The organism is Romboutsia timonensis (assembly GCF_900106845.1).
Taxonomy (GTDB): domain Bacteria; phylum Bacillota; class Clostridia; order Peptostreptococcales; family Peptostreptococcaceae; genus Romboutsia; species Romboutsia timonensis.
Genome location: NZ_LT629847.1, coordinates 52,087 through 78,140 on the forward strand (window position 1 = coordinate 52,087; position 26,054 = coordinate 78,140).

At 28.9% G+C, this 26,054-nt stretch carries 24 protein-coding genes, 1 rRNA gene and 1 other annotated feature; of the genes, 3 read left to right on the forward strand and 22 right to left on the reverse strand.

The genetic code is table 11. The annotated features are described in order from the left end of the window. Position 1 precedes the first annotated feature (1 nt). The 5 genes from BN7997_RS00785 to purR all read right to left on the reverse strand — a co-directional run bounded on the left by BN7997_RS00785 (position 2) and on the right by purR (position 5,315). Positions 2-1,063, reverse strand: coding sequence for a type IV pilus twitching motility protein PilT (locus BN7997_RS00785; protein WP_071118980.1), 1,062 nt, complete (start codon positions 1,061-1,063; stop codon positions 2-4). 253 nt (positions 1,064-1,316) lie between these two features. Next, entirely contained in the window at positions 1,317-2,267 is a 951-nt protein-coding gene (locus BN7997_RS00790) for a ribose-phosphate diphosphokinase (RefSeq protein ID WP_071118981.1), read from the reverse strand. An 80-nt stretch (positions 2,268-2,347) separates the two neighbouring features. Further along, positions 2,348-3,724, reverse strand: a complete 1,377-nt coding sequence (gene glmU / locus BN7997_RS00795) for a bifunctional UDP-N-acetylglucosamine diphosphorylase/glucosamine-1-phosphate N-acetyltransferase GlmU (RefSeq protein ID WP_071118982.1) — start codon at positions 3,722-3,724, stop codon at positions 2,348-2,350. A 286-nt stretch (positions 3,725-4,010) separates the two neighbouring features. Beyond that, on the reverse strand, positions 4,011-4,289 hold the full coding sequence (gene spoVG / locus BN7997_RS00800) for a septation regulator SpoVG (protein ID WP_071118983.1): 279 nt from the start codon (positions 4,287-4,289) through the stop codon (positions 4,011-4,013). 144 nt (positions 4,290-4,433) lie between these two features. Further along, positions 4,434-5,315, reverse strand: coding sequence for a pur operon repressor (purR, locus tag BN7997_RS00805; protein ID WP_071118984.1), 882 nt, complete (start codon positions 5,313-5,315; stop codon positions 4,434-4,436). A gap of 199 nt (positions 5,316-5,514) precedes the next feature. Between purR and murC the strand changes: the two genes are divergently transcribed. Then, on the forward strand, positions 5,515-6,870 hold the full coding sequence (murC, locus tag BN7997_RS00810) for a UDP-N-acetylmuramate--L-alanine ligase (RefSeq protein WP_071118985.1): 1,356 nt from the start codon (positions 5,515-5,517) through the stop codon (positions 6,868-6,870). Positions 6,871-6,940: 70 nt separating this feature from the next. Here murC and BN7997_RS00815 read toward each other — a convergent pair whose 3' ends face one another. From BN7997_RS00815 to BN7997_RS00855, 9 genes are all read right to left on the reverse strand, one after another. Next, on the reverse strand, positions 6,941-7,750 hold the full coding sequence (locus BN7997_RS00815; protein WP_071118986.1) for a hypothetical protein: 810 nt from the start codon (positions 7,748-7,750) through the stop codon (positions 6,941-6,943). A 394-nt stretch (positions 7,751-8,144) separates the two neighbouring features. Further along, positions 8,145-9,260 carry a M20/M25/M40 family metallo-hydrolase gene (locus BN7997_RS00820; RefSeq protein WP_071118987.1) on the reverse strand — a complete coding sequence of 372 codons (1,116 nt, stop codon included), beginning with the start codon at positions 9,258-9,260 and terminating at the stop codon, positions 8,145-8,147. Between the two features lie 90 nt (positions 9,261-9,350). After that, positions 9,351-10,592 carry a hypothetical protein gene (locus tag BN7997_RS15515; RefSeq protein ID WP_071118988.1) on the reverse strand — a complete coding sequence of 414 codons (1,242 nt, stop codon included), beginning with the start codon at positions 10,590-10,592 and terminating at the stop codon, positions 9,351-9,353. 68 nt (positions 10,593-10,660) lie between these two features. After that, complete coding sequence (gene rsmA / locus BN7997_RS00830; RefSeq protein WP_071118989.1) at positions 10,661-11,530, reverse strand: 16S rRNA (adenine(1518)-N(6)/adenine(1519)-N(6))-dimethyltransferase RsmA; 870 nt, start codon at positions 11,528-11,530, stop codon at positions 10,661-10,663. A gap of 178 nt (positions 11,531-11,708) precedes the next feature. Next, complete coding sequence (rnmV, locus tag BN7997_RS00835) at positions 11,709-12,239, reverse strand: ribonuclease M5 (protein WP_071118990.1); 531 nt, start codon at positions 12,237-12,239, stop codon at positions 11,709-11,711. 665 nt (positions 12,240-12,904) lie between these two features. Continuing rightward, entirely contained in the window at positions 12,905-13,675 is a 771-nt protein-coding gene (locus BN7997_RS00840) for a TatD family hydrolase (protein ID WP_071118991.1), read from the reverse strand. Between the two features lie 12 nt (positions 13,676-13,687). After that, a complete protein-coding gene (gene metG / locus BN7997_RS00845) occupies positions 13,688-15,625 on the reverse strand; it encodes a methionine--tRNA ligase (RefSeq protein WP_071118992.1) in 1,938 nt (645 codons plus the stop codon). A 58-nt stretch (positions 15,626-15,683) separates the two neighbouring features. Next, positions 15,684-15,961, reverse strand: a binding site (T-box leader). Between the two features lie 149 nt (positions 15,962-16,110). Beyond that, positions 16,111-16,632 (reverse strand): spore maturation protein, encoded by a 522-nt coding sequence (locus BN7997_RS00850; protein ID WP_071118993.1) that lies wholly within the window; start codon positions 16,630-16,632, stop codon positions 16,111-16,113. Continuing rightward, on the reverse strand, positions 16,632-17,207 hold the full coding sequence (locus tag BN7997_RS00855) for a nucleoside recognition domain-containing protein (RefSeq protein ID WP_071118994.1): 576 nt from the start codon (positions 17,205-17,207) through the stop codon (positions 16,632-16,634). The genes BN7997_RS00850 and BN7997_RS00855 overlap by 1 nt, the downstream gene beginning before the upstream one ends. Positions 17,208-17,334: 127 nt before the next feature. Between BN7997_RS00855 and BN7997_RS00860 the strand changes: the two genes are divergently transcribed. Together BN7997_RS00860 and BN7997_RS00865 are read left to right on the forward strand one after the other, a co-directional pair. Next, positions 17,335-18,765, forward strand: coding sequence for a nicotinate phosphoribosyltransferase (locus BN7997_RS00860; RefSeq protein ID WP_071118995.1), 1,431 nt, complete (start codon positions 17,335-17,337; stop codon positions 18,763-18,765). A 22-nt stretch (positions 18,766-18,787) separates the two neighbouring features. Beyond that, complete coding sequence (locus BN7997_RS00865; RefSeq protein WP_071118996.1) at positions 18,788-19,216, forward strand: Lrp/AsnC family transcriptional regulator; 429 nt, start codon at positions 18,788-18,790, stop codon at positions 19,214-19,216. A gap of 62 nt (positions 19,217-19,278) precedes the next feature. Here the strand turns inward: BN7997_RS00865 and BN7997_RS00870 are convergent, their stop codons facing one another. The 8 genes from BN7997_RS00870 to rrf all read right to left on the reverse strand — a co-directional run bounded on the left by BN7997_RS00870 (position 19,279) and on the right by rrf (position 26,044). Next, the gene (locus BN7997_RS00870; RefSeq protein ID WP_071118997.1) at positions 19,279-19,977 is read right to left on the reverse strand and encodes an HD domain-containing protein; all 699 of its coding nucleotides are present in this window, start codon (positions 19,975-19,977) and stop codon (positions 19,279-19,281) included. Between the two features lie 24 nt (positions 19,978-20,001). Next, positions 20,002-20,835 carry a 16S rRNA (cytidine(1402)-2'-O)-methyltransferase gene (gene rsmI / locus BN7997_RS00875; protein ID WP_071118998.1) on the reverse strand — a complete coding sequence of 278 codons (834 nt, stop codon included), beginning with the start codon at positions 20,833-20,835 and terminating at the stop codon, positions 20,002-20,004. After that, positions 20,836-21,588 (reverse strand): tRNA1(Val) (adenine(37)-N6)-methyltransferase, encoded by a 753-nt coding sequence (locus tag BN7997_RS00880; RefSeq protein ID WP_071118999.1) that lies wholly within the window; start codon positions 21,586-21,588, stop codon positions 20,836-20,838. 152 nt (positions 21,589-21,740) lie between these two features. Next, positions 21,741-22,628 carry a PSP1 domain-containing protein gene (locus BN7997_RS00885; RefSeq protein WP_071119000.1) on the reverse strand — a complete coding sequence of 296 codons (888 nt, stop codon included), beginning with the start codon at positions 22,626-22,628 and terminating at the stop codon, positions 21,741-21,743. Continuing rightward, positions 22,625-23,560 carry a DNA polymerase III subunit gene (locus BN7997_RS00890; protein ID WP_071119001.1) on the reverse strand — a complete coding sequence of 312 codons (936 nt, stop codon included), beginning with the start codon at positions 23,558-23,560 and terminating at the stop codon, positions 22,625-22,627. Before BN7997_RS00890 ends, BN7997_RS00885 begins: the two co-directional genes overlap by 4 nt. 2 nt (positions 23,561-23,562) lie before the next feature. Beyond that, positions 23,563-24,252: a dTMP kinase gene (locus BN7997_RS00895; protein ID WP_071119002.1), complete on the reverse strand. Its 690-nt coding sequence runs from the start codon at positions 24,250-24,252 to the stop codon at positions 23,563-23,565. 123 nt (positions 24,253-24,375) lie between these two features. Continuing rightward, a complete protein-coding gene (locus BN7997_RS00900; RefSeq protein WP_071119003.1) occupies positions 24,376-25,800 on the reverse strand; it encodes an aminotransferase class I/II-fold pyridoxal phosphate-dependent enzyme in 1,425 nt (474 codons plus the stop codon). A 127-nt stretch (positions 25,801-25,927) separates the two neighbouring features. Next, positions 25,928-26,044: ribosomal RNA gene (gene rrf / locus BN7997_RS00905) — 5S ribosomal RNA — on the reverse strand. Between the last annotated feature and the right edge of the window lie 10 nt (positions 26,045-26,054).

Sequence of the window (26,054 nt, forward strand, 5' to 3'; positions counted from 1 at the left end):
ATTAATATCTTTCTCCCACTAATCTACTTGTAAACTCATAGTCTGTACATCTACTTAATACACTATCTCTAGATATAAGACCTCTTCTATATAAGTTAACTAGCTCTTGGTCCATAGACTGCATTCCTTGTTTACTTCCTGTTTGTATTATGTTTTGTATTTGATAAGTCTTGTTTTCTCTTATAAGGTTTCTTATAGCTGGATTTGCTACCATTACCTCTAATGCTGCAACTCTTTTTCTTCCATCTATAGTTTTTATAAGCTGTTGAGATACAACTCCTTCACAAACAGTTGATAACTGAGTTCTAACTTGTTGTTGTTGCTCTGATGGGAACATATCAACTATTCTGTCTATAGTTTTCGCTGCTCCTACTGTATGTAAAGTCGAGAAAACTAAGTGACCTGTTTCTGCTGCAGTTAATGCTATTGATATAGTTTCAGGGTCACGCATCTCCCCTACAAGTATAACATCAGGGTCTTGACGAAGTATTGCTCTTAATGCAGAGTTAAAACTTTCTGTATCTTGTCCTATTTCTCTTTGGTTTACTAAACTTTGCTTGTGATCATGTACGTATTCTATTGGGTCTTCTAATGTTATTATATGTCTTTGTTGATTTTCATTTATTATGTTTATTAAACTTGCTAAAGTTGTACTTTTACCACTTCCTGTTGGACCTGTTACAAGTACTAAACCTTTGTGCTTTTCTGCAAAATTTTTTAAAACTTCTGGAAGTCCTAAAGTATCAAAGTCTGGTATATGTGATGTTATTGTTCTTATTGCTATTGCAAAGTTTCCTTTTTGTTTATAGGCATTTACTCTGAATCTTTCTCCAGATTCTATTGAAACTGAGAAGTCACATTCTCCATCTTCTTCTATTCTTTTAAAGTTCTTTTCTCCTGCTATTTCTCTTGTCATAGCTTGTGTGTGTTCTTTTGTTAATACTGTTTCTGATAAGTTTACGAAAGAACCTTTTACTCTTGCTATTGGTGTGCTGTTTATTGTTATATGTATATCTGATGCACCTAATTCTATTGATTTTTTTAATAAATCATGTATGTTCACATTAATTCCCCTTATCATATGGCTTATTTTATAATTTTATATTATCAAATATACTTTATTTTATAACCATATTTTTCATAAATATTCCTAGCATAAAAAAGCTATTATCATAAATTTAATTATATAACCTTTTATTCATAATATTTTTTATTATTCCTGCATCATAAATATAAGGTTTAATGAATATTTTAATTAATATAGAAATTTATAGCATAAAAATACACCCTATTATAAAATAAGGTGTATTCATTAATTAAAATAATTGACTTATAGATTCGTTAGCGAATATTTTCTTTATTGCATCTCCAAATAAATGTGCAACAGTTTTTATTTGTATCTTATCTATCTTCTTTTCTTCAGGAAGTTGTATAGTATCAAGAACTATTAACTCACTTATAGCAGAAGCTTCTATTCTTTCTATTGCTGGACCTGATAATACTGCATGTGTACAACAAGCGTAAACTTCTTTAGCACCAAATTCTTTAAGTGCATTAGCAGCATTACATATTGTTCCTGCTGTATCTATCATATCATCTAATAATATAACATTTTTATCTTTAACATCGCCTATTATGTTCATTATTTCACATACGTTAGCTTTTGGTCTTCTCTTGTCTATTATAGCTAGAGGGACATCTCCATCTAATCCATTAGCAAATTTTCTAGATCTTGTAACACTTCCTAAGTCAGGAGATACTACTACTAAATCTTCTATGTTTTTGCTGTTGAAGTAGTCTGCTAATATTGCACCACCTTGTAAATGATCTAGTGGTATATCAAAGTATCCTTGTATTTGTGCAGCATGTAAATCCATAGTTAAAACTCTATCTGCTCCTGCTGCTGTTATTAAGTTTGCAACTAATTTAGCTGTGATTGGATCTCTTGCCTTAGCTTTTCTATCTTGTCTTGCATATCCGTAGTAAGGAATAACTGCTGTTATTCTTCCTGCTGATGCTCTTTTTAATGCATCTATCATTATTAATAATTCCATTAAATTTTCATTTACTGGGCTATTAGTTGATTGAACTACGAAAACATCGCATCCTCTTACTGTTTCATTCATGTTTACGCTTATTTCGCCATCACTAAATGTACCTACTTCACAATCTGCTAAAGGTACACCTATGTAATCAGCTATTTTTTGAGCTAATTCTTTAGATGAATTACCTGCAAGTATTTTGATTTCACTTCCGCTAGTGTTCATTTGTATCCTCCCAAAACTTTAAAAACAATTTATTTATTAAAACTTAGGCGTTTTGCCTTAAATAATAAGCTATTTAGTTGCTATTTATTGTTATCTCTTTCTTCCTTTTTTGCTACCCAGCCTTCTTTTATCACTTGTCTTTCTCTGGCTACTGCTAATGCTCCTTGTGGAACATCATTAGTTATAGTTGATCCTGTAGCTACGTATCCCTTTTCTTCTACAGTAACTGGTGCAACTAAGTTAGAATTTGAGCCTATAAATGCTCCATCTTTAACTGTTGATTTAAATTTATTTTTGCCATCGTAGTTTACAAATACTACTCCGCATCCTATATTTACATCCTTACCAACGTGTGCATCTCCTATATATGATAAGTGTGATGCTTTAGAGTTATCTTCTATAGTAGCATTTTTAACTTCTACGAAGTCTCCTATTTTAACATTGTTTCCTATATTACTATTTGGTCTTAAGTATGCATATGGTCCTACTGTAGTATTTTCTCCAACAGTACTATCTACTATTGTTGAACTTTGTACTTCTGTATAATTTCCTATTTGAGAATTTGTTATACTACAATTCATTCCTATTACACAGTTTGTTCCTATTTTAGTATTTCCTCTAAGCATTGCTCCAGGATATACTATAGTATCATTTCCTATTTCTACATCTGCTTCTATATAAGTTGAGTTAACATCTATTATTGTTACTCCATTTAACATATGAGATTCATTTATTCTTCTTCTCATTATTTCTTCAGCTTTTGATAATTCAACTCTTGAATTAACTCCCATTAGTTCTTCTATTGTAGAACCATTGAAAGCCCCTACTTTTTGACCTTTATCTCTCATTATTTTGATTGTATCTGTTAGGTAGTATTCACCTTGAGCATTGTTGTTATCTAATAAATCAAGACTTTCTCTTAATGATTTCCCATTGAAGCAGTATATTCCTGAATTTATTTCTTTTGCTTTCTTTTCTTCTTCATTAGCATCTTTTTGCTCTACTATTTTAAGTAGATCTTTGTTTTCATCTCTTATTATTCTTCCATATCCAGTTGGATTATCTACTGTAGTTGTAAGAACTGTTGCATGATATCCGTGTTCTATATGGTAATCGAATAATCTTTTTAATGTTTCTTCTTTTACTAAAGGTGTATCTCCGCAAAGCACAACTATAGTATCATTATCATTTATATATTCTTTAGCCATCATTACTGCATGACCTGTTCCTAATTGATCTGTTTGCATTGCTATCATAGTGTCTTTAGGTAATTTTTCTTTTACTACATCAGATTCGTGACCTAAGATTGCAACTATATCATTAACCCCTGATTTTTTTGAAACGCTTATTACGTGGTTTACCATTTCTTTACCACATACTTTATGTACAACCTTTGGATATTTAGACTTCATTCTTGTTCCTTTACCAGCGGCAAGGATTATCGCTTTAAAATTCATGTCCCCACTCCATTCATTAATTATTTTCCTATATATGTATAATATGTAAAATTACATATTAGTATTCAATGTCATTCATTTCTACTAACTAATATATCACTTTTTTACAAAAAAGTATATATTTAAACAAAGTTTACTGACTTTAACAACAAAAAAGAGCCGAAAGTTCGACTCTTAACAATTTATATATATTCTTTCATAATTTAATTTTAACAAAAAATTAACTTGAATCATCTTACCAACGACATATCCTTAGTATTGCTATAGATATATCCGTTATTCAAAATTATTCAGCTGCAACTTCTAGTTGAGCTACTGTTTCATGGTAAGCTTTTAATACTGCATCTTCTACTACTTGTCTCATTTCAGCATTTATAGGATGAGCTATATCTCTGAAGTTTCCTTCTCCTACTTTTCTGCTTGGCATTGCTATGAATAATCCATTATGACCTTCTATAACCTTTATGTCATGTACTACAAATAGGTTATCAAAAGTTAATGAAACTATACATTTCATTTTACCTTCATCTGTTATTTTTCTTACTCTTACGTCAGTTATCTTCATCTCTAAATATCCCCCTTTAATTTTGACAAAATATAATCTTTAAATAATATATTTATTTTTCTATCTAGTCTCTTAATATAAGTAATTCTAGGTTATTTTAAAATATCCTTTTTATTTTTTAAAATTTTTTATATATTTTTTGTTTTATTCCTCATATGTATCATCTAATACATCTTCTAAATCATAATTTTCTTCATGATCTTCATTTTTATATTCATCTTTAAATGTTTTTAAGTTTGGTTGTACTGATATTTTATCACCTTGAACATCTAATTCTATTAATGATATGTAATTTTTAACCATTTTTTCTTCTGGCTGAGTTGTCGATATAAATACTCCCGTTCCAACAACTTCTGCTCCAAATTCAGTCATAAGATCTGTCATACCTTTTATAGTTCCCCCACCTCTCATAAAGTCATCAATTATTATAACTTTACTGTCTGGCTTTAGAGCTTTTCTTGGTAAACTCATACTTTCAACTTTTGATGTGTTTCCACTTACATATGTCATGCTAAGAGTCGGACCTTCTGATACTTTTATATCTTTTCTTATTATAACAAGTGGTAAATTCATAGCCTTTGCTGTCATAAGTGCCATTGGAATTCCCTTAGTTTCCATTGTAACAACATAATCTGCTTCTGCATAATCTATATTTGAGGCCATTATTTTTCCTATTTTTGATACTATTGTAGGATTATATATTAAATCGATTAGGTATAGAAATCCTCCAGATAGGATTCTTGACGGATCACTTATTTTTTGACATAAATCTAGTAAGAATTCCTCATTTTCAGCTTTAGATGTTTTTGGTATATATTTTACTCCACCTGCTGCTCCAGATATTGTTATAACTTTACCTAATTCTAGTTTTTCAAATACGTTTTTTACTACTAATAAGTCTTCACTTATTGTTGACTTTGCTGCATTAAATTGATTCGTAAAGTGGCTTAATGTAAATATTTTATTTGGATTATCGGATAGTATTTTAACTATAGCTCCTATTCTTTCCGTTCTTTTAAATTTCATTAGTTTTACCTCCTAAACTAAATAATGCACAACTATTTCTATTATGATATAATAGTAATTATGTTTATTTAGTTTTAAATATATATTATATATATAGTATATGTATATTTATTCTAAAATAATATTGAACATTCTAATATTATACCACAAATATAGTTCATATTGTAGAACTTAATTGATAAAGAAAGGTGGTTTTGTTATGAAGATACATTTTATAGGGATTGGCGGTATTAGCATGAGTGCTTTGGCGGAAATTTGTATTAACAAAGGTTATCAAGTTTCTGGTTCAGATATGAATGAATCATATCTTTTAGATAAGCTAAGAAATCAAGGTGCTAAAATATTTATCGGCCATAGTAAAGAGCATATATCTGATGATGTAGATATGGTTATTTATACTGCAGCTGTTCATGAAGATAATCCTGAAATGATAGCTACTAAAGAAAAAAATAAGCTTACTATGGATAGAGCTGCTTTCTTAGGTCAAATAATGAGAGAATATAAAAACTCAATAGCAGTATCTGGAACTCACGGTAAAACTTCAACAACTTCTATGCTGTCTACTATATTCGAATATGCTGATTTAGACCCTACTATATTAGTTGGTGGTAATTTAAGTGTTATAGGTGGTAATGTTAAGATAGGTAATTCAGATCACTTTATAACAGAAGCCTGTGAATATGTTGATAGTTTCCTTAACTTCAACCCAAAAATATCTATAGTTTTAAACATAGAAGAAGATCATCTTGATTATTTCTCTGGTATAGATGAAATAAAAGCTTCTTTCAACAAGTTTGGAAAACTTCTTCCTAAAAACGGATATTTTATAATAAATGGTGACGATGAGAATACAAAATATATATTATATGATGTAAAAGCTACTATAGTTAAATATGGTACTAATCCATCTAATGATGCTGTAATTTCAAACATAGAATTTAATGAAAATGGATATGGAATGTTTAACTTAAGCTTTAACGGAAAAGATTTAGGTAGATTTGAACTTTCTGTTCCTGGAATACACAATATATATAATGCTAGTGCTGCAATACTTGCTTCTTACGTTTCTGATATTGATTTAGAAGTTATAAGAAAAAATATAAAATCTTATAATGGAGTTGGTAGAAGATTTGAAGTTAAGGGTAGCTATAATGGTGCATTAGTTGTTGATGATTATGCTCACCATCCAACAGAGTTAAAGGCAACTTTATCTGCTGCTAAAAAGTTAAAGAAATCAACTTTATGGTGTATATTCCAACCACATACTTATACTAGAACAAAATCTTTATTAAATGAATTTGCTGAAGCATTCTACTCTGCTGATAAGGTTATTATAACTGATATTTATGCTGCTAGAGAGAATGATCCAGGAGATATACATTCTAAAGATTTAGTTGAAAAATTATATCAAAATCATGTAGATGCAACTTATATAAGTAATTTCGAGGATATAACTGAGTATTTAAGAAAACATGTTCAAAATAATGACTTAGTTATAACAGCTGGAGCTGGTCCTATATTCAAAGTTGCTGAAGCTTTAGTCGAAGAAAAATAATACTTATATATATATATATTTAAATAAAAAAGGAGCTAATCTTAATGCTAGATTGCTCCTTTTTTTATATTTATTCTGAATCATCAGAATCTGACGGTAATTTAAATATCTCTTCTCTTAAATACTCATATAGTGCTATAGATACTTCATAGTAAGCTTCACCCTTATCTGATGATATCTTTACATAGTCTTTACCCATTGTTTCTATTTTTAAAGTATAGTTATCACCATGTATATCTATAGTAAAGTTATACTTACTTCTTTCCTTATTCTTTTCTGGTTGTATTTTACCAACAATTCTTTTTGATGACATCTTATATGCTAAATCATCATATTTCCACTTATGTATTGTTTTCTTTTGATCATTATAAGATACACTTACATTTTTCCATGTTTTATACTTTTTCACAAAATCAAATGATGTATATATACTCCCACTTAAAACTTTTTCGAATCTTGTTTTTTCAGATACTGGTATTTTATAATATACTTCTTCATTTACAGTATATATTCTAAAAAGATTTAAATCTGTTGAAAATCTTACCCCATCATCAGAGTATCCAGTATATATTGGTGTGAGTTTATCTGATTTCCTTACTTTTGAAAATTTAGTAAGTTCATATTTTACTTCATCCCAATAAATTTCATCTACTTTTATATTTTCTACTTCCTCATTAGACATATAAATCTTTTTCTTGCTACTTAATTGCTTCATAAGTGGTCTATTATCTATTTCTTCATCTTCTTTAGATTCTACTTTAGGTCTATCTTTATTATCTAAGTATGTACCTGCATAAAAAGCAAGACCATATATTATAAAGAAGGCAACTATAGATATAGCCACTAATACACTCTTTTTAATTTTTCTTTTTTTTGCCATTCCTATCCTCCTAAGCTTATGTAGTCATAAAGTAATTATATTACTTTTTTGTTCATTTTTTAAGTAATAATTCTTATTATCCTTATTTCCTTGGAAATTAATATAATTTTTATCTTTTACTTTCTGATTATAGTCAAATAACTTAAATACTATTTACTATTTTATAATTTTATACACATAAAAAATTCGCTTCGCTCATTTCGCCAACGATATATCCTTGCTACCGCTGCGAATACATCCGTTGCTCAAAATATCATTTTTTACGTCTATAAAATTATTTATATTACTTATATTCATATGTTATCCATAAATATAGTTATGATATAATTTCCTTATACGTAAAAAATAAGTACCTCAAATCCTATTTATTGAGGTACTTATATATATATATATATTATGCTTCTTTTATTATTTCTCCTACAATCACTGCAGAGTTTATTAAATCTTCTATAGCTATATATTCTTCTAATGTATGTGCTTTTTTCATACCTATTCCTAAGTTTACTGATTTTATTCCATTTTTATTTAATATATTAGTATCACTTCCTCCACCTGTAGAAGCTGTTTTTCCTTCTATATTCATATTAGAGAAAGCTTTTTTAACTAATTGAACTATTTCATCAGTTTCGTCTATATTAAATGGTCCATATGCTCTTTTAACTTCTATTTCTATTTCTGCTCCAAACTCTTTAGCAGCATTTTTAAATGTTTCTACCATATGATTAGTTTGAGCATCTAATTTTTCTTCACTTAAACTTCTAGCTTCTGCAACTATTTCTAATTCTGGCATAACTATATTTGTAGCTATTCCACCTTTAACTATACCTATATTTGCAGTAGTTTCTTCATCTATTCTTAATAATTTCATATTTTCTATAGCTCTTGCTGCTACCATTATAGCACTTATTCCGTTTTCTGGCTGAAGCCCTGCATGAGCTGGTTTTCCTATTATCTTAACCTTTATTGCATCTTGAGCAGGTGCTTTTACTATTATTTCTCCTGGAGATCCTCCACTATCTAATACAAATGCATACTCTGCATCTATTTTAGAATAATCTAGATTTTTAGCTCCATGTAATCCGCCCTCTTCCCATATAGAGAATACTACTTGTATATCAGCATGATCTATGTTATTTTCTTTTATATTTCTTAAACCTTCTAGTATTGCAGCTATACCAGCTTTATCATCTGAACCTAGTACTGTAGTCCCATCACTCTTTATTATTCCATTAACTTCGTCTATTATTGGTTTTACACCTATAGATGGGCTAACTGTGTCCATATGAGAGCTGAATAATATTTTTTTACCACTTCTATTTCCTTTTAATGTTGCTATTACGTTTCCTGTTTCTCCCCCTGTTTTTTCACTAGCATTATCTATTATAACTTCACAGCCAATTTCTTCAAGCTTCTTAACTAAAACTTGAGCTACTTTTCCTTCTTTAGAAGATGGACTGTCTATTTGTACTAATTCTAAAAATTCATCTATAAGTCTTTGTTTATTTACCATTTTATCCCCTCCAAAATATATAGTTATATATATATTTTAGATTTTTTAGAACAATATGTCAATTTTTTCACTAATAAATTATTATTAGATTTATTTTAGAATTCTTCTTGTTCTAGAATCTATAAAACATAGCCAATACCCTAATTTATCACTTCTAGTGTCACATGGTTGGTATGTTGTAAATCCTGTATGGCCTTTATCTGGCTGTTCATCTTTTTTACCTGGTATTGCATAAATATAATTTTTTCTCTTATTATATTCATCATATTGTACCCCAAATAAATAATGTCTATATTTATATGAATTCATAACTGTATCACTATACATAGTATAATTTAATGTATTTACATAACCTAAATTCGGCATTGTATATCCAGATAATGTAAATGGATTTATCTCTATTTTCCACCATCTAGTATTTTCTATTGGCTCTCCTGTAAAAGGTATTACTTCTTTGAATTGTCTTAATCCCTTTTTAATTTGTCTTGGCATTAATAATGTTCCAGCAGTTTTAGATGGGTCATATGAATAATCTTGATTTTCTTCTTCTCTTCTTTCTGTCTTTGTGTATCTTTTTTGATTTGTTCTTTGCTTTTCTTTATATTTTGAGTATTTATCTGGTTGTTTTGGAGTTACTTTTGGATTTTCTTGAACTGTTGTATATTCTCTTTTAACTTCTTTTACCTCTTCAACTTCCTCTTCATCATAGCTATCATCTTCAACTTCTTCTACAGTAGATGTATAACCTCTATTATATTGAGGTTCATCATCTACTTCTATATACTCTATCTCTTCATATTCATATTCATCGTCATCATCACCGTCTATTTCTATATACTCTATTTCTTCATATTCATATTCATCGTCATCATCTTCAGTATCAATGTATATATCTTCTGTATCTTCTAAATCATCAAGCTCGTCATCAAATTCCTCTTCATATTCATCTTGACCTGCAAATAATATTTCTTCATAATTTTCTATCTTATTTCCTTTAAAACCAATAAGAGGTACTTGTTTCTCATGTAACAATGCTATCCCTTTTATTTCTATGTCATTTCTTTCTAAATCAAAAACAAATTCTCCTTTTCCTTGTTCACTCAAAACAACATTACCTAAGTCTAATGTTTCATAATCACTTTGTATAGCAACTACTTTATATCCATCTTTAACGCATTTAAGGTTCTCTACATATAAGGCTACTACTGCTTTTTCTTCATTTATTTCTACTTTAGCAAATGCTTTAGGTAAAACTCGTTCTTTATATCTAAAGTTCATATCCTTAGCTTCAAGAATTATATAATCTCTTTTAAATTTTCTTTTAGTCGCCATTTTTATCCCCCCTTAACATAATCTCTCTAGATAGTATATGAGTGATTATATAAAAAAAGTACCTTCAATTATTTTGAAGGTACTTTTGTATTTACTGCATTTGCAAGAGTTGCAAATTCTTCTATTGAAAGAGTTTCTCCTCTTCTTTTTTCATCTATATTAGCCATTTGTAATACTTCTTTTATATCATCTTTGCTTAAGAATCCTAGTCCACCTAATGCATTAAGTAATGTTTTTCTTCTTTGTCCAAAGGCAGCTTTTACAGTTTTAAAGAATATCTCTTCATTATCTACAGGATATTTTCTTTCTTCTCTTACATGAAGTCCTATAACTGTTGAATCTACATTTGGTTGTGGTATAAACATATGTCTTGGAGCTTTTGCAACTATTTCTGTGTCACAGTAGTATTGCACAGCTACTGATAAAGCACCATAATCCTTTGTTGATGGTACTGCATTCATTCTATCTGCAACTTCCTTTTGTACCATTACTACTATGTCAGTAACTGGTATATCTTCTTCTAAGAACTTCATAACTATTGGAGTTGTTATATAGTATGGAAGGTTTGCAACTAATTTAACTGGTCCTCCATCTAACTTTTCTTTTACTAATGTTTCTACATCAACCTTTAATATATCTTGGTTTACTACTTCAATGTTATCAAATTCGCCTAATGTTTCACGTAGAATAGGTATTAAAGTTTTATCTATTTCTATAGCTACAACTTTGTCTGCTACCTTTCCCATTTCTCTAGTAAGTGTCCCTATCCCAGGACCTACTTCTATTATTTTATCACCCTCAGAAAGTCTAGCTCCTGCTAATATTCTGTCGATTACGTTATCATCTATTAAGAAGTTTTGTCCTAATGATTTAGAAAATTTAAAGCCATGCTTCTCTACAACGTCTTTTGTAGCTCTATGTGATGAAAGTCTATCCATTATTATTCTCCTATTTATTTTATTTTCACTCTATCGTGAATCTTATAATCTATTTAAATTAAAGTTATTCTAATAAAAAAATTCGCTTAAGTGACGTGTCTGTTAAACATTTCATTTTGACAATAATATATCCTTTATGACACTATGGATACATCTGTTGATAAAAATAAAACTTATACTATATTTGAGTTAATGCTTGTTCAAATTCTTCTCTGCTAACTCCATAGTTATTTAATCTACTTAGAAATTGTTTTGCATTTCCGTATCCTATTCCAAGTATTTTTCCTAATTCATCTCTTCTATGTGATGCATCTTCATTTCCTATAAGTCCATTTCTTATTAAATCAACTTGCTTAAATTCTTCTCTTTTTTCTGTACTTTCTGTTCTTACTCTTTCAAGTGCTGCTAATATACTTTTAGGACTTGCATTTTCTATTCCTATATCGCCGTCTTTCTTAGCTTCTTCTCTTGGTAAGAATGCATGTTTACATCCTGGTACTTCTGCAGCTATTTTTTTTCTAATTTTCTCACCTGCGAAATCTGGATCAGTAAATATTATTACACCTCTTCTTTTTTGAGCTGCTTTTATTCTTTCCATTACTCCTTTAGGAAATCCAAATCCACCAGTAGTTATAAGCTCTGCATCTAATGCTCTTTTAACTGCTGTTACGTCATCTCTTCCTTCTACTACTATTATTTCTTTTATCATATAAATTCACCTTTTCCGCTCATTTTTAACTTAACATCTTTATATTTTAAGCCTTATATGTATTTTTATCAAGTTTATATATTTATCTTATTATCTATTTTTAACGAGTTTATATCATAATATAAGCATATACATTAAAAGATATTTCAATATGCTCTTAATAGAATACAGTTTAAAATCTTATATTTAAAATTTTTATAGTTTATTTTTAATGTAAAAATGTTATAATATAATTAAAATAAAAAGAAATTACAATCTCTTTTGCCGTAGAGTGATAATTTCTATACAAGAACTATATAAGTTAAATTATAATATTTCTATAAGTCACTCTTATTGCCGTTAGAGTGATTTTTTATTTTATCATATAAATAACACGTTAGCATACCAATTATTATGGTATCTGAATTATTTAATAATAATTTTAAAATTTCCATACCTTTTCACCTCCTTCTCTTTAGAAGTAGGTATTTTATTTGTATAGAAATATCACTCTAAGATTGTAATTTCATTAAAATATATTACACTATATTAATATTTTTGTAAAATATTATGTTATAAAAATTAGTTTTACTATTTTTAATAAAGTAAAAGCTATGAAATATATAATCTTACTCAAGATTTTATTTCATAGCCTTTTTTATTTAATCTCAATATAAAATGTTAACCTATTTTATATTAAATAATCTCTTTGCATTTTCCTTAGTAGCCTCACAAACTTTTTCATAAGATATCCCCTTCTCTTGAGCTATCTTGTCTGCAACAAATGCTACTAATGATGGGTCATTTCTTTTACCTCTATGTGGCTCTGGAGCCATATATGGAGAATCAGTTTCTATTAATAAGTACTCTAAAGGTATTTCTTTTGCTACTTCTCTAGTTTTCTTATTGTTTTTGAAAGTAACTGTTCCTGGTATTGAAATATAACATCCCATTTTTACATATTCTTTTGCTAACTCAACATTTCCGCTATAGCAATGAAGTACACATCCTATTTCAGGAGATTTAGTATTTTTTATTATCTCAAAAGTATCTTGATGTGCATCTCTATCATGTATTATTATTGGAAGTTTTAATTCATTAGCAAGTTCAATTTGTTTTTTAAACCATTCTTTTTGAACTTCTCTAGGAGAATTATCATAGTAATAATCTAATCCTATTTCTCCTATTGCAACTACCTTTTCATTTTCAGTAGCTAATTTTCTTAATGTATCTATAGCAGTGTCATCTAAGTCTTTTACATCATGTGGATGTACTCCAACTGCTGCATATATAAAGTCATATTTATTAGCAAGCTCAACACTAGATATAGATGTTTCTATATCAGCACCTGGATTTAATACTAAATCCACGTGCTCTTCTTGTAATTTTTGTATTAATGCTTCTCTATCTTCATCAAATCTTGCATCATTTAAATGTGCATGTGAGTCAAATAACATAGTTTTCACTCCTTAACGAACTTCGCATCCTGAATTTGCACCAGTTGCAACTGGCACTATTAAGTCATCTCCGTCATTTCCAGCAGCTAATATCATACCTTGAGATTCAACACCTCTTAACTTAACTGGCTTTAGGTTACATACAACTATAACGTCTTTTCCAACCATTTCTTCTGGCTTATACCATTTAGCTATTCCAGATACTATTTGTCTTGTTTCTGGTCCAACTTTAACTTGAGATACTAATAATCTATCAGCCTTTGGATGTTTTTCACAGCTTAATATTTTACCTACTCTAAGTTCTACTTTATCTAAGTCATCTATTGTTATATTCTCTTTGTGCTCTATTAGCTCTTCCTTTGGTTCATCTTTCTTTTCAGAGAATAATTCATTTAATTCTTCAACTTCTTTTTCTATGTCTAATCTTGGGAATAAAGCTTCACCTTTATGAACTTTAGTGTTTTCTCCTATAAGTCCGAAAGTCTTAACACTTTCCCAAGTCTTTAAGTTTTCATCAGTTATTCCTAATTGGTCGTATATCTTAACAGCTGTTGCATTCATTATTGGATTTATTAATGTAGCAACTATTCTTATAGATTCACATAAGTTGTATAAAACTGTATCTAACTCACCTTTTTTAGCTTCATCTTTAGCTAAAGCCCAAGGCATAGTTTCATCTATATATTTGTTAGTTCTTCTTATTAACTTCCAAGCAGATTCTAAAGCTTCATTAAATTGAAGTTTGTTCATCTCTATTTCAAAGTTTTCTACTGATAATTTAGTAGTTTCTTTTAAACTTTCATCAAATGCAGTAGCTACATTTGCCATTGGTATTATACCATCATTGTATTTTTCAACCATAGAAACAGTTCTACTTACTAAGTTTCCTAAGTCATTAGCAAGGTCTGAGTTAAGTCTTGTTACAAAGTTTCTATGAGTGTAGTTTCCATCTTGTCCAAATGCAAATTCTCTTAATAAGAAGTATTTTAATGCATCTACTCCGTATCTTTCTATCATTTGCTCAGGGTAAACTATATTTCCTTTTGATTTACTCATCTTATCATTATCGAATAATATCCAACCATGTCCGTATACTTGTGTTGGCACTTCTTCACCTAATGCCATAAGTATTGCAGGCCATATTATAGTGTGGAATCTCATTATTTCTTTACCTACTATATGAACGTTAGCTGGCCAGAATTTCTTATAATCAGCATCATTTTCACTCATATATCCTAAAGCTGTTATGTAGTTACATAATGCATCTACCCAAACATATATAACGTGTTTTTCGTCAAATGGTACTTTTATACCCCAGTCGAAAGTAGTTCTAGTTACACATAAATCTTCTAATCCTTTATCTAAGAAGTTTGCAACCATTTCGTTCTTTCTTGATACTGGGAAGCAGAAGTTAGGATCAGCAAATAATTCTCTTAATCTATCTTCATATTTAGATAATTTAAAGAAATAAGCTTCTTCTTTAGCTATGTAAGTGTCTCTTCCACAGTCTGGACATTTATTTCCTTCTAATAATTGAGATTCAGTCCAGAAACTTTCACATGGAGTACAATATCTTCCTTCATATGAACCTTTATATATATCACCTTGCTCATATAACTTAGTGAATATTTTCTGTATTATAACTTTATGTCTATCTTGAGTAGTTCTTATGAAATCATCATACGATATATCCATAGTGTTCCATAATTTCTTTATATCCGCTATCATTCCATCTAGGTATTCTATTTCTGTCATACCTTTTTCTCTAGCAGTCTTTTGTATTTTTTCTCCGTGCTCATCAGTTCCTGTTAAGAATTTTACATCGTATCCACAGAAACGCTTGAATCTTGCTATTGCATCTGCTGCAACAGTTGTATAAGTATGTCCTATATGTAAGTTACCACTTGGGTAATATATAGGAGTTGTTACGTAAAAACTTGGTTTTGTCATTGTACTTCCTCCTCATATGTAGAAATTAATATTAAAAAACTCGCCTCCTATGAACATGCATAGGGGCGAGATTATTCGCGGTACCACCCTAATTTATCTAAATTTTATTATATGCTTATTATTAATTTCTTTTAAAATTAATTTTTATAATGTCTATAATTTAGATATCTTAACAGACTATAACGGGTCCAATCGTTTTATCTTAAAGATAGGTAATCTATCATTCGGATAAAAAGCTCCGAGGCCATCTTCAATAATTCCTTTAACGCTAGCTTTCACCTATCCTAGCTCTCTGTAGAAAAAGTTATTACTTACTCTTCTCTTCTTAGCTTTGTACATTTGTATATTTTACTATAATAATATATTTTATACATATTATTATAACTTAATTTTTTAATATCTTAAAATTAATTATAAAAAATTTAAAATTCTATGTAAATAGTTTTTTCTATTTCAATATATAATTATATCATACTCTAATTCCATTACACAAACATTATATAGCATATAAATACAGATGCTATAACTCCTACAATATGACTTATCATAGCACATGTTAATGTGTGCCTAGTATTTTTTATTTTTAAGCTACCATAATAAATTGCCATAGTATAAAATATTGTTTCAGATGCACCAACTATCGTAGCCCCCATTCTTTCAATAATAGTATCCACTCCCACTCGTTGTGCAAGCTCAGTATACATACCCAAAGCACCACTACCAGATAATGGCTTAACTATAATCAATCCTATTAATTCCTTTGGTATACTCATTAGATTCGCTATAGGCTTAAATATAAATTCAAGAGCTTCTATACCCCCACCTGTTTTAAATACTCCTATAGCTAAAAATATTCCTATTATGTACGGTGTTATTGACCATGCTGATTTTAATCCATCAACTGCGCCTTTTACAAAACTATCATATATATCTATTTTTTTAGACTTTCCGTAAATTACTATGTAAAGTATTATAAGTGGTACTAATATATTAGAAAATAACTCCATTACCTATTCCTCCCTTGCAAAAGCTTACAAGATATCACGGCTATTATAGTAGACATTGTTGTAGCAAATAATGTTGTAAGTATAATATCACTTGGAGTTTGAGCTCCCATATCTAACCTAATTTTAAGCATTGTAAATGGTATTATCTGAATTGAAGATATATTTATAACTAAAAACATAATCATATCATTAGTAGCTGTATCTTTTTTATTATTTAGAGTCTGTAATTCTTCCATTGCTTTGAGTCCAAATGCTGTTGCACCATTACCTGCCCCAACCATATTAAGTGCCATATTCATAACCATGTAAGACATTGCCTTGTGCCCCTTAGGTATCGACGGAAATAATCTTCTCATTATAGGATTTAGCTTTTTTCCTATCTTATCTATTAATCCTGAATCTTTAGCTATATTCATTATTCCCATCCAAAGAGCCATTACTCCAGCTAAACTTATTGCAAACTCTACACCTCTTGAAGCTTCATTTAATATAACTTTATTTAATTCCCCTAAGTTATTAGTTATTATACTTCCTACTATTCCTATAGAAATCATGTAAAACCAAATTTTTCCCATTGAAATCCCCCCTTCTTAATAATTTTATGAAGCTTGTGTTCTACTTTATACTTGAAACTTCCACTATATTATGTTTTAGTATAATTATGGGGTTTTTTATAATTTTTTAACATTAAGGAGAGATACAATGAGAAATTTAACACTTCTTACGGACTTATATCAGCTTACAATGTTAAACGGATATTTTGAAAAAAACATTCATGAGGATATGGTTATCTTTGATATGTTCTTTAGAAAAAATGCGTGTAATGGCGGATATACTATCGTTTGTGGTATAGAACAATTTGTGGAGTATATAAATAACATTCATTTTTCAGAAGATGATTTAGCTTATTTAAAAAGTTTAAATCTATTTTCTGATAAATTCTTAACATTTTTAAAGGATTTTAAATTTACAGGGGATATATATGCAGTTGAAGAAGGAACAATAATGTTCCCTAACGAACCTATACTTACTGTGAAAGCGCCTTTATATCAAGCACAACTTATAGAAACAGCTTTACTTACAATAATTAATTTCCAATCACTTATTGCAACTAAAGCATCTAGAGTATGTTTTGCTGCCCAAGGAGATCCAGTATTTGAGTTTGGTCTTCGCCGTGCACAAGGGCCTGATGCAGGTACATATGGAGCTAGAGCTGCTGTTATTGGTGGTTGCTCAGCTACTGCCAATGTTTTAGCTGGTAAAATGTTTGATATACCTGTTGTTGGTACTCAGGCTCATAGTTGGATTCAAAAATTTGATACTGAAATAGAAGCATTCAAAGCTTATGCTGATATTTATCCAGATAAATGCTTACTTTTAGTTGATACTTATAATGTATTAAACAGTGGTCTTCCTAATGCTATAAAAGTCTTTAAAGATTTAAGAGAAAAAGGACACAAACCTTTAGGAATAAGATTAGATTCTGGAGATTTAAAATATTTATCTAACCAGTGTAAAGATGCTTTAGATAAAGAAGGCTTTACAGATATTAGCATAACTGCATCTAACGACCTTGATGAATATACAATAGCTTCATTAAAAGCTGATGGTGCTTCTGTAAATTCTTGGGGTGTTGGTACAAAACTAATAACTTCAGCTGATTCACCTTCTCTTGGAGGAGTTTATAAATTAGCTGCTTCATTTAAGGATGGAGAATTTGAGCCTAAAATAAAACTATCAGAAGATCCTGAGAAGATAAGCAATCCTGGATATAAAAAAGTATTTAGAATATATAACGAAGAAAATAAAGCTGAAGCAGATTTAATTATGTTACACAACGAGAGTATAGATGAAAGTAAACCTTTGACTATATTCCATCCTACATATACATGGAAAACTAAATCTTTTGAAAATTATACAGTTAAAGAACTACTTAAGCCTTTATTTATTAATGGTGAATGTAAATATAAACACAAAAATGTTATGGAGATTAGAGAGTATGTAAATAATGAACTTAATTCATTATGGGAAGAATATAGAAGACTTTCAAATCCTCAAACTTATAAGGTAGATTTATCTAGAGATCTTTGGTATTTAAAAACTAAAATGATAGATTCAAAGAAATTTATTTAATATGATTAAGGGGGACAACACTATGGATATTACAGATTACAAAATTATAGAAATCCTTCAAGAGGAAGGTAGAATATCTATGAAAGATTTAGGAAAGATAGTAGGTTTAACTTCTCCTGCTGTTTCTGAAAGAGTTAAAAGACTAGAAGAAGCAGGGGTTATAGAAGGATATAAAGCTATCGTTAATCCTAATGCTTTAGGAAGAGTTATAAAGGCATTCGTTCATATTTCTTTACCTAGTAATAAATATAACGAGTTTATAGAATCGGCTCGTAAAGATCCTAGAATAGTAGAATGTCATCATATAACTGGAGATGATTGCTCTGTTTTAAAGGTTATAGTTAAGGATATGTATGAATTAGAAGAGGTAATAGACTCTATAAAAAAAGTTGGCTCAACTAAAACTAATGTTATATTATCAACTCCAATTCAGTCTAAGTCTATATTATAAATTTATTTTTAAAGATAAAAGGCTATAAAAAGCTTATTTAATATTAAGCTTTTCATAGCCTTTTAATTTTGCTTATACTTATATATATAATTTGTAAGTACATACTCCATATATGTTTTGATTACTCCCATATCTTCATTAGGATTTAATAATTTTCTAGTTGCTACTATATCTGCATATCCTAATAGCATTATTCCAATTGTATCGTCTCCTAGTTCATCAAATATTTTAAATAATCTTTCTTTACTCATATCATCAGTTTTATAAAGAACTAAAAGTATCATATGGTTCCTTATATACTTACATAGTAATTCTTTAGCCATTAAAGATAAATTTAAATTGGTAGCTATTTCTTCTCCAATTTTTTCCCCTATTACTTCATGGCCTTTAAAATGTACTCTCCCTGTACTATCAGTAGTTTTACTTCCCGGCTTTCCTGCATCATGTAAAAATAAACCTAATTTTAATATATGATATCTGTTAAATTTATTATCAACTTTAGCTTCTAGATATAATTTAATTTCATCTTTAAGATGACTTCTAAAAAAGTCTACATCTCTCATATCTTCTTCTAATTCTTTTAATGAATATAGGGAGTGTTTATACACATCAACTACATGATATCTACACTCTCCAACTATCTTCATATCTTTTACTATAGGTATTATTTTCTCTAGCTTGTCTTTCTTATCTAAATCTTCAAGCTTGATGTAGGTATTATCAAGAATTAAACTATCTAATAATTCATCTCTTAATTCCATATATACCACCTCAAATTATACATTTTATAAATCTAGTACTTGTTTATAAACAACATCCTTTTTTAATTTTCTATCTTTACAAACTGTCTTGATAGCATCTTTTTTATCCATTCCATTTTCCATTAAAGTTATTACATATTCTCTTTCAGTAAGGTCTTCATAAGAATTTTGTACTGTCTTTTCGCCTTTAAATCCTTCTACGATTAAAACAAATTCTCCCTTTACCTCTTTTTCATTAAATATGTTTATAACTGTTTCTATATCTTCTCTTATTATTTCCTGATATTTCTTTGTTATCTCTCTATTTACTGCTATACGTCTATTTCCTAATACCTTTAACATATCTTTTAAAGTATCTTTTAATCTGTGAGGAGATTCATAAAATATTATAGTTCTACGTTCTTCCTTTAGTTCTTCTAACTGGTTTCTTCTAACTTTTTTATCTCTATCTAAAAATCCTTCAAAAGCAAATTTTGCTGTTTCTAACCCAGATCCAACTAATGCAGTTATAGATGCAGTTGCTCCTGGCAACACTTCTATATCTATATTATGTTCAATAGCTTGCTTTATTATATCTTCACCTGGATCTGATATTCCTGGCATACCAGCATCACTTATTAATGCTATATTTTCACCTTCTAGTAATTTATTTATTAAATATCCGCCTTTTGAGTCTTTATTATGTTCATGATAACTAGTTAAAGGTTTTGATATTTCAAAGTGATTTAAAAGCTTTATACTGTGTCTAGTATCCTCAGCTGCTATTAAATCAACTTCATTCAATATTCTTATAGTTCTATAAGTCATATCTTCTAAATTACCTATTGGTGTTGGACATATATATAATTTACCACTCATTTATTTTTCTCCTATATCTTCATTTGCATATATTGCTTTTAGTTCTTCAGTGTAGTTTCCATCTTCTCCATAAACATATAATGGATCTAATATTTTAAGCTCAGGCTTACCATCTTTCATAAATTCAACTAATACTAAGTTTGGTGCTTTTCCTGCTCTTGGATGTATAAATTGAATTTGTTTTGGTTCCATATTATACTTTCTACCTAAAGTTAATATATCAACTAATCTTATAGGTCTATGAATCATGAAAAACTTTCCTCTTGGCATTGTAAGTCTAGAAGCTGCTCTTATTACATCTTCTAAGTTACATTTAACCTCATGTCTTGATATAGCCTTTTTATCGTTAGGGTTTTTTATTCCATCCATGTGCATATATGGAGGATTTGAAGTTACTACATGATATCCATTTACTTCTAATACTTTATCTATTTCTTTTATATCTGCATTTACTATTTCTACTCTTTCTTCTAAATCATTTAGTTTAACTGAACGAGTTGCCATTTCATATACTTCTTCTTGTATTTCTACACCTATAATTTTACTTGCTTGACTTTTTCCAGCTATAAGTATTGGAACTATTCCTGTTCCTGTTCCTAAATCTACAACCTTAGCTCCTTTTTTTACTTTAGCAAAGTTAGCTAATAATACTGCATCTATACCAAAGCAAAATCCGTCAGTATCTTGTATTAGTTTTAGCCCTTTTAATTGTAAATCATCTATTCTTTCTGTTTCTTTTAATTGTACTTCCATATTAATCTCCTCTCATGTCTGAAAATCCGCTTTACTCATATATGTTGTTATAAAAGGTTGTTTGATTATAAATTATACACATTATATACTTTTTATAATTCCTTAATGTATTAAAAAAGGTAGGAAAAGTCCTACCCCCTTATTATTTATAATTAGTCTTCTAATTTCTTTAATTCTCTTAATGTAGCTTCATCTAATCCTTCATCTCTTAGACTTCCACATCCACCACATTTTTTAGGTTCATGTAAAACTTTAACTTCATCTTTATGACATACTTTTATAGTCTTATCATTAAATTCTATTCTTACTTGCTCTAGTAAAGGATTTACTTCTATTACCTTTCCTTTTGCTTCATCTACTTTTACTAAGGCACCTACAACTGGCATAGCATCTATAGCTTCTGCATAAACATCATGCTCATACTTTAGACAACAGAAAAGTCTTCCGCATATTCCTGATATCTTAGTTGGATTAAGTGATAAACTTTGGTCTTTAGCCATTTTTATTGAAACAGGTTGAAAATCTCCAAGCCATGATGAACAGCAAAGTTTTCTTCCACATGGTCCTAATCCACCTATAGTTTTTGCTTCATCTCTAACACCTATTTGTCTTAACTCTATTCTTGTTTTAAATATAGATGCTAAATCTTTTACTAATTCTCTAAAGTCTATTCTACCTTCTGCTGTAAAATAGAATATTAATTTATTTCTATCAAAAGTGTATTCACAATCTATTAAAAACATATTTAAATCATGTTCTTTTATTTTTTGTTGACATAATTCAAAAGTTTCTTTTGCCTTTTCTTTATTTTCAAGATATACTTGTCTATCTTCATCTGTAGCTATTCTTATAATTGGCTTTAATGGTGAAACTAATTCACTTTCATCTATTTCTTTTGGACCCACTACTACTGTTCCATATTCTAATCCCCTAGCTGTTTCTACTACTACATCTATACTTTTTTCTACCTCTAATTCTACAGGATCAAAGTAGTATATTTTTCCAGCATTTTTGAACCTAACACCCACTATCTTTATCATTTTATCACCTCATATATATTTAAAGCCATAACTTGTATACTAATGTTAAAGTTACAATTGCTTCTTATCTTTTTCTTTATATCTTCTATTATATCAATAATTTTAGATACTTGAGAATATGTAATTTTTTTGCTCATATTCTGTAAAAATGTTATTTTATCAATGTTTATTATCATACTCTTATCTACATTTTCTTTTAAAAGCATCATATCTCTAAAATAGTTTATAAGCATATCTAATATACTTATAGCATCTTTTTTATATTTTTCCATACTTGCGGGTATTTCTAAAATATCTATCATATCTTTGTCTAGCATTATTTCTATATAAGTTTGTATTTCATCTCTCATTATAGCAAATTCGGCTGATTCTGATAATTCTATAGCTTTTTCTATACTTCCCCTAGCAAAAGTAGATAATAATTGAGCTCTATTCTCATCTATTCCTTGACTAATCAAATAATTATTTAAGTCTACTAGAGATATTGGTAAAAATTTTATTATCTCACATCTAGATTTTATCGTGTCTAATAGAGCTTCTTTATTACTTGTTATTAATATTATTATAGCATACTCTGGAGGCTCTTCTAATGTCTTTAATAGGGCATTTTGAGCTTCTATAGTCATGCTCTCAGCCTGATTTATAATATATATTTTATATTGATTATGAGGTTTTACTATTATATCTGTTTGTAACTTTCTTATTTGTGCAATCTTTATACTGTTTCCATCTGGATATATATTTATATAATCAGGACTATTTTCTACATTTTCTGTATCTAAAAGTATTTTTGATAATTCTTGGCTAAGCTTTTTTTTACCTATACCATCTATTCCCTCAAACATATATGCATGATTTATTTTATTTTTTTTTATTGAATTTGTAAGATACTTCTTAGCAAAATCCTGGCCTATAATATTATCGAAATACATATTTACCTCTCCATAGACTTTATCCTATCTATTACTAAATTATAAATTTCTTCATGTATGCTATCTATGCTTCTTAATTTATCATTCTCTACGCAATTTATTTTATTCCAATTATACTTATCCGCTATATATAGAGAATTTTCATATGATTTTTCTAAGTATTTTATATCACTTTCATGGATGTCTTTTTTCTTTTCACCTGTAAATTTATTTTTTCTATTTTCCATAAGTTTTTTACTAAAGTTTACAGGTACATCTAAAAATACAACACAATCTGGCTGTGGTATTTTATACATATTAAATTCATAATCTACAAGCCAATCTAAGTACTTATCTCTTTCATCTTCATCCATTTTAGAAGCTTGATGTACCATATTAGATGTTGTATATCTATCTGCAAGAACTATTCCGCCATTGTTATAAAATTCTTCCCATTCTGTTTTAAATGAGGCATATCTATCTACTGAAAAAAATGTAGATGCTATATATGGATCTACATCCGTTGCCTTCTCACCAAATTCACCTCTTAAGTACATTTTTACTAGTGCAGATGATTCAGAATCATAATTTGGATATTCTACTTTTCTTACATTATATCCATCTTTTAATAATCTCTCATATAACTTTTTAGTTTGCGTTGCCTTTCCACTTGCATCTGATCCACTCTCTATAATTATTAACTTACCGCTCATTTTTATATACTGCTTATATTATTTTATAAAGCAGTTTCCACCTCCATATATTCTGTATTAACTATAATTGATGTTAGTTTATTTCTTTGGCCCAATTTATGGACCGTTTCTATTTATTAAAATTTATCTCTTATAATTATTATCTATAATTTGTATATACCCTAAGCTAGGGTCTTTCATTCCACTTATACTCATTCCTTTTTGGTGACAAACTAAAATATAATCGATAACTTCTTTAGTTATGATTTCTCCTGGAGATACTAAACATATACCAGGAGGATAAGGTATGATATATTCTCCACATATTTTACCTATACTATCATATATTTTAACACTTTTCTTCTCATTATAAAATGCTTCTCTTGGACTTAATTCTTTTACTGGTATATTCATAGGATAGTCTATATAGCCTATATTTTTATTACTTATATAGTTTAGGCTAATATCTGCTAGTGCATATTCTAAGCTCTTAAAATCCCCTCTATCGTTTCCTATTGTACATATTAATAATATTCCATAGTAATTTGACAATTCTACTTGTACATTATAATTCATTCTAAGCATCTCATCTAGTTCATATCCTGTCATCCCCAATTCCTTAGATGATATGAAAATTTTTGTTCTATCATTGTCATTATATATATTTATATTTTTATATTTTTCCATATTTTTTTTAAATATATCAATATTGTCCAAAAGTTCATCCATTAAATCTTTACCTTTTGTTTCATATATATCTACAGCTAATTCTAATGACGACATAAGCATATACGATGGACTAGATGATTCTATCATCCTAAGTATAGAAGTTAATCTCTCTTGATTTACTCTTTCTCCTTGAATATGTACCATTGATGACTGTGTAAAAGAAGGTAGTGTTTTATGAGTACTTTGTACTACTATATCAGCTCCTTGTTCTAATGCTGTCATAGGTAACTTATCACTTAAACCTAGATGAGCACCATGAGCCTCATCTACTATAACCATCATTCCTTTACTATGAGCATAATTACAAATTGTTTTTAAATCATATACTTTTCCATAGTAAGTAGGATAAGTTAATAGTATTGCCTTTGCATCTAAGTTTTTATCTATTGTGTCTATAGCATCTTCAATCTTTATCCCCATTAATATATTAGTTTTATTATCAATTTGTGGATATATGTATGCAGGTTCTATATCTCCAAGGATAAGTGTGTTTATAACTGATTGATGGCAGTCTCTATTTACAATTATTTTATCTTTTGGATTACATACAGACATTATAGCTGCCTGTATACCACACGTACTTCCATTAACTAGATAATATGTATTTTTACTGTTAAAAACCCTTGCTGCTCTTTCTTGAGATTCTTTTATTATTCCTTCTGGAGAGTGTAAATTATCCGTACCTAATATTTCAGTTGTATCCATTTTATAAAGACTCTCTAATATATTAGAATAACCTAATCTATCATATATCTTTCCTAATTTATGACCTGGAACATGAAATGAAACTAGATTATTATTAACAATTTCACCTAGTTGATTTAAAATAGATTTTTTCATATTTATCTCCTTATATTAAAAGCCGTTGATGTAAATTATATCAACGGCATAGTCTTAATTAAATAAAAATTGTGTTTTTGGATTTATAATGTCTTGGATTTATGTCTATAGACAATAAAAAAAGACTACGTGGCTACGTGCTACTCTCCCAGGCGGTCGCCCACCAAGTACCATCGCCGCTAAAGAGCTTAACTTCTGTGTTCGGTATGGGAACAGGTGTATCCTCTTTGCTATAATAACCACATAATCTTTAA

Excerpts from the sequence above, each read along its gene's own strand:
- rsmA (WP_071118989.1), bottom strand. The coding sequence starts at position 11,530 with ATGGATAGACTTTCATCACATAGAGCTACAAAAGACGTTGTAGAGAAG.
- BN7997_RS00840 (WP_071118991.1), bottom strand. The coding sequence starts at position 13,675 with ATGTTATTTGACTCACATGCACATTTAAATGATGCAAGATTTGATGAA.
- BN7997_RS00880 (WP_071118999.1), bottom strand. The coding sequence starts at position 21,588 with ATGGAAGTACAATTAAAAGAAACAGAAAGAATAGATGATTTACAATTA.
- BN7997_RS00890 (WP_071119001.1), bottom strand. The coding sequence starts at position 23,560 with ATGTATTTCGATAATATTATAGGCCAGGATTTTGCTAAGAAGTATCTT.
- BN7997_RS00870 (WP_071118997.1), bottom strand. The coding sequence starts at position 19,977 with ATGGAATTAAGAGATGAATTATTAGATAGTTTAATTCTTGATAATACC.
- BN7997_RS00860 (WP_071118995.1), top strand. The coding sequence starts at position 17,335 with ATGAGAAATTTAACACTTCTTACGGACTTATATCAGCTTACAATGTTA.
- spoVG (WP_071118983.1), bottom strand. The coding sequence starts at position 4,289 with ATGAAGATAACTGACGTAAGAGTAAGAAAAATAACAGATGAAGGTAAA.
- BN7997_RS00855 (WP_071118994.1), bottom strand. The coding sequence starts at position 17,207 with ATGGGAAAAATTTGGTTTTACATGATTTCTATAGGAATAGTAGGAAGT.
- BN7997_RS00820 (WP_071118987.1), bottom strand. The coding sequence starts at position 9,260 with ATGGTAAATAAACAAAGACTTATAGATGAATTTTTAGAATTAGTACAA.
- BN7997_RS00865 (WP_071118996.1), top strand. The coding sequence starts at position 18,788 with ATGGATATTACAGATTACAAAATTATAGAAATCCTTCAAGAGGAAGGT.
- glmU (WP_071118982.1), bottom strand. The coding sequence starts at position 3,724 with ATGAATTTTAAAGCGATAATCCTTGCCGCTGGTAAAGGAACAAGAATG.
- BN7997_RS00900 (WP_071119003.1), bottom strand. The coding sequence starts at position 25,800 with ATGAAAAAATCTATTTTAAATCAACTAGGTGAAATTGTTAATAATAAT.
- purR (WP_071118984.1), bottom strand. The coding sequence starts at position 5,315 with ATGAAATTTAAAAGAACGGAAAGAATAGGAGCTATAGTTAAAATACTA.
- BN7997_RS00895 (WP_071119002.1), bottom strand. The coding sequence starts at position 24,252 with ATGAGCGGTAAGTTAATAATTATAGAGAGTGGATCAGATGCAAGTGGA.
- metG (WP_071118992.1), bottom strand. The coding sequence starts at position 15,625 with ATGACAAAACCAAGTTTTTACGTAACAACTCCTATATATTACCCAAGT.
- rnmV (WP_071118990.1), bottom strand. The coding sequence starts at position 12,239 with ATGATAAAAGAAATAATAGTAGTAGAAGGAAGAGATGACGTAACAGCA.
- rsmI (WP_071118998.1), bottom strand. The coding sequence starts at position 20,835 with ATGAGTGGTAAATTATATATATGTCCAACACCAATAGGTAATTTAGAA.
- BN7997_RS15515 (WP_071118988.1), bottom strand. The coding sequence starts at position 10,592 with ATGGCGACTAAAAGAAAATTTAAAAGAGATTATATAATTCTTGAAGCT.
- BN7997_RS00790 (WP_071118981.1), bottom strand. The coding sequence starts at position 2,267 with ATGAACACTAGCGGAAGTGAAATCAAAATACTTGCAGGTAATTCATCT.
- BN7997_RS00850 (WP_071118993.1), bottom strand. The coding sequence starts at position 16,632 with ATGGAGTTATTTTCTAATATATTAGTACCACTTATAATACTTTACATA.
- BN7997_RS00815 (WP_071118986.1), bottom strand. The coding sequence starts at position 7,750 with ATGGCAAAAAAAAGAAAAATTAAAAAGAGTGTATTAGTGGCTATATCT.
- murC (WP_071118985.1), top strand. The coding sequence starts at position 5,515 with ATGAAGATACATTTTATAGGGATTGGCGGTATTAGCATGAGTGCTTTG.
- BN7997_RS00885 (WP_071119000.1), bottom strand. The coding sequence starts at position 22,628 with ATGATAAAGATAGTGGGTGTTAGGTTCAAAAATGCTGGAAAAATATAC.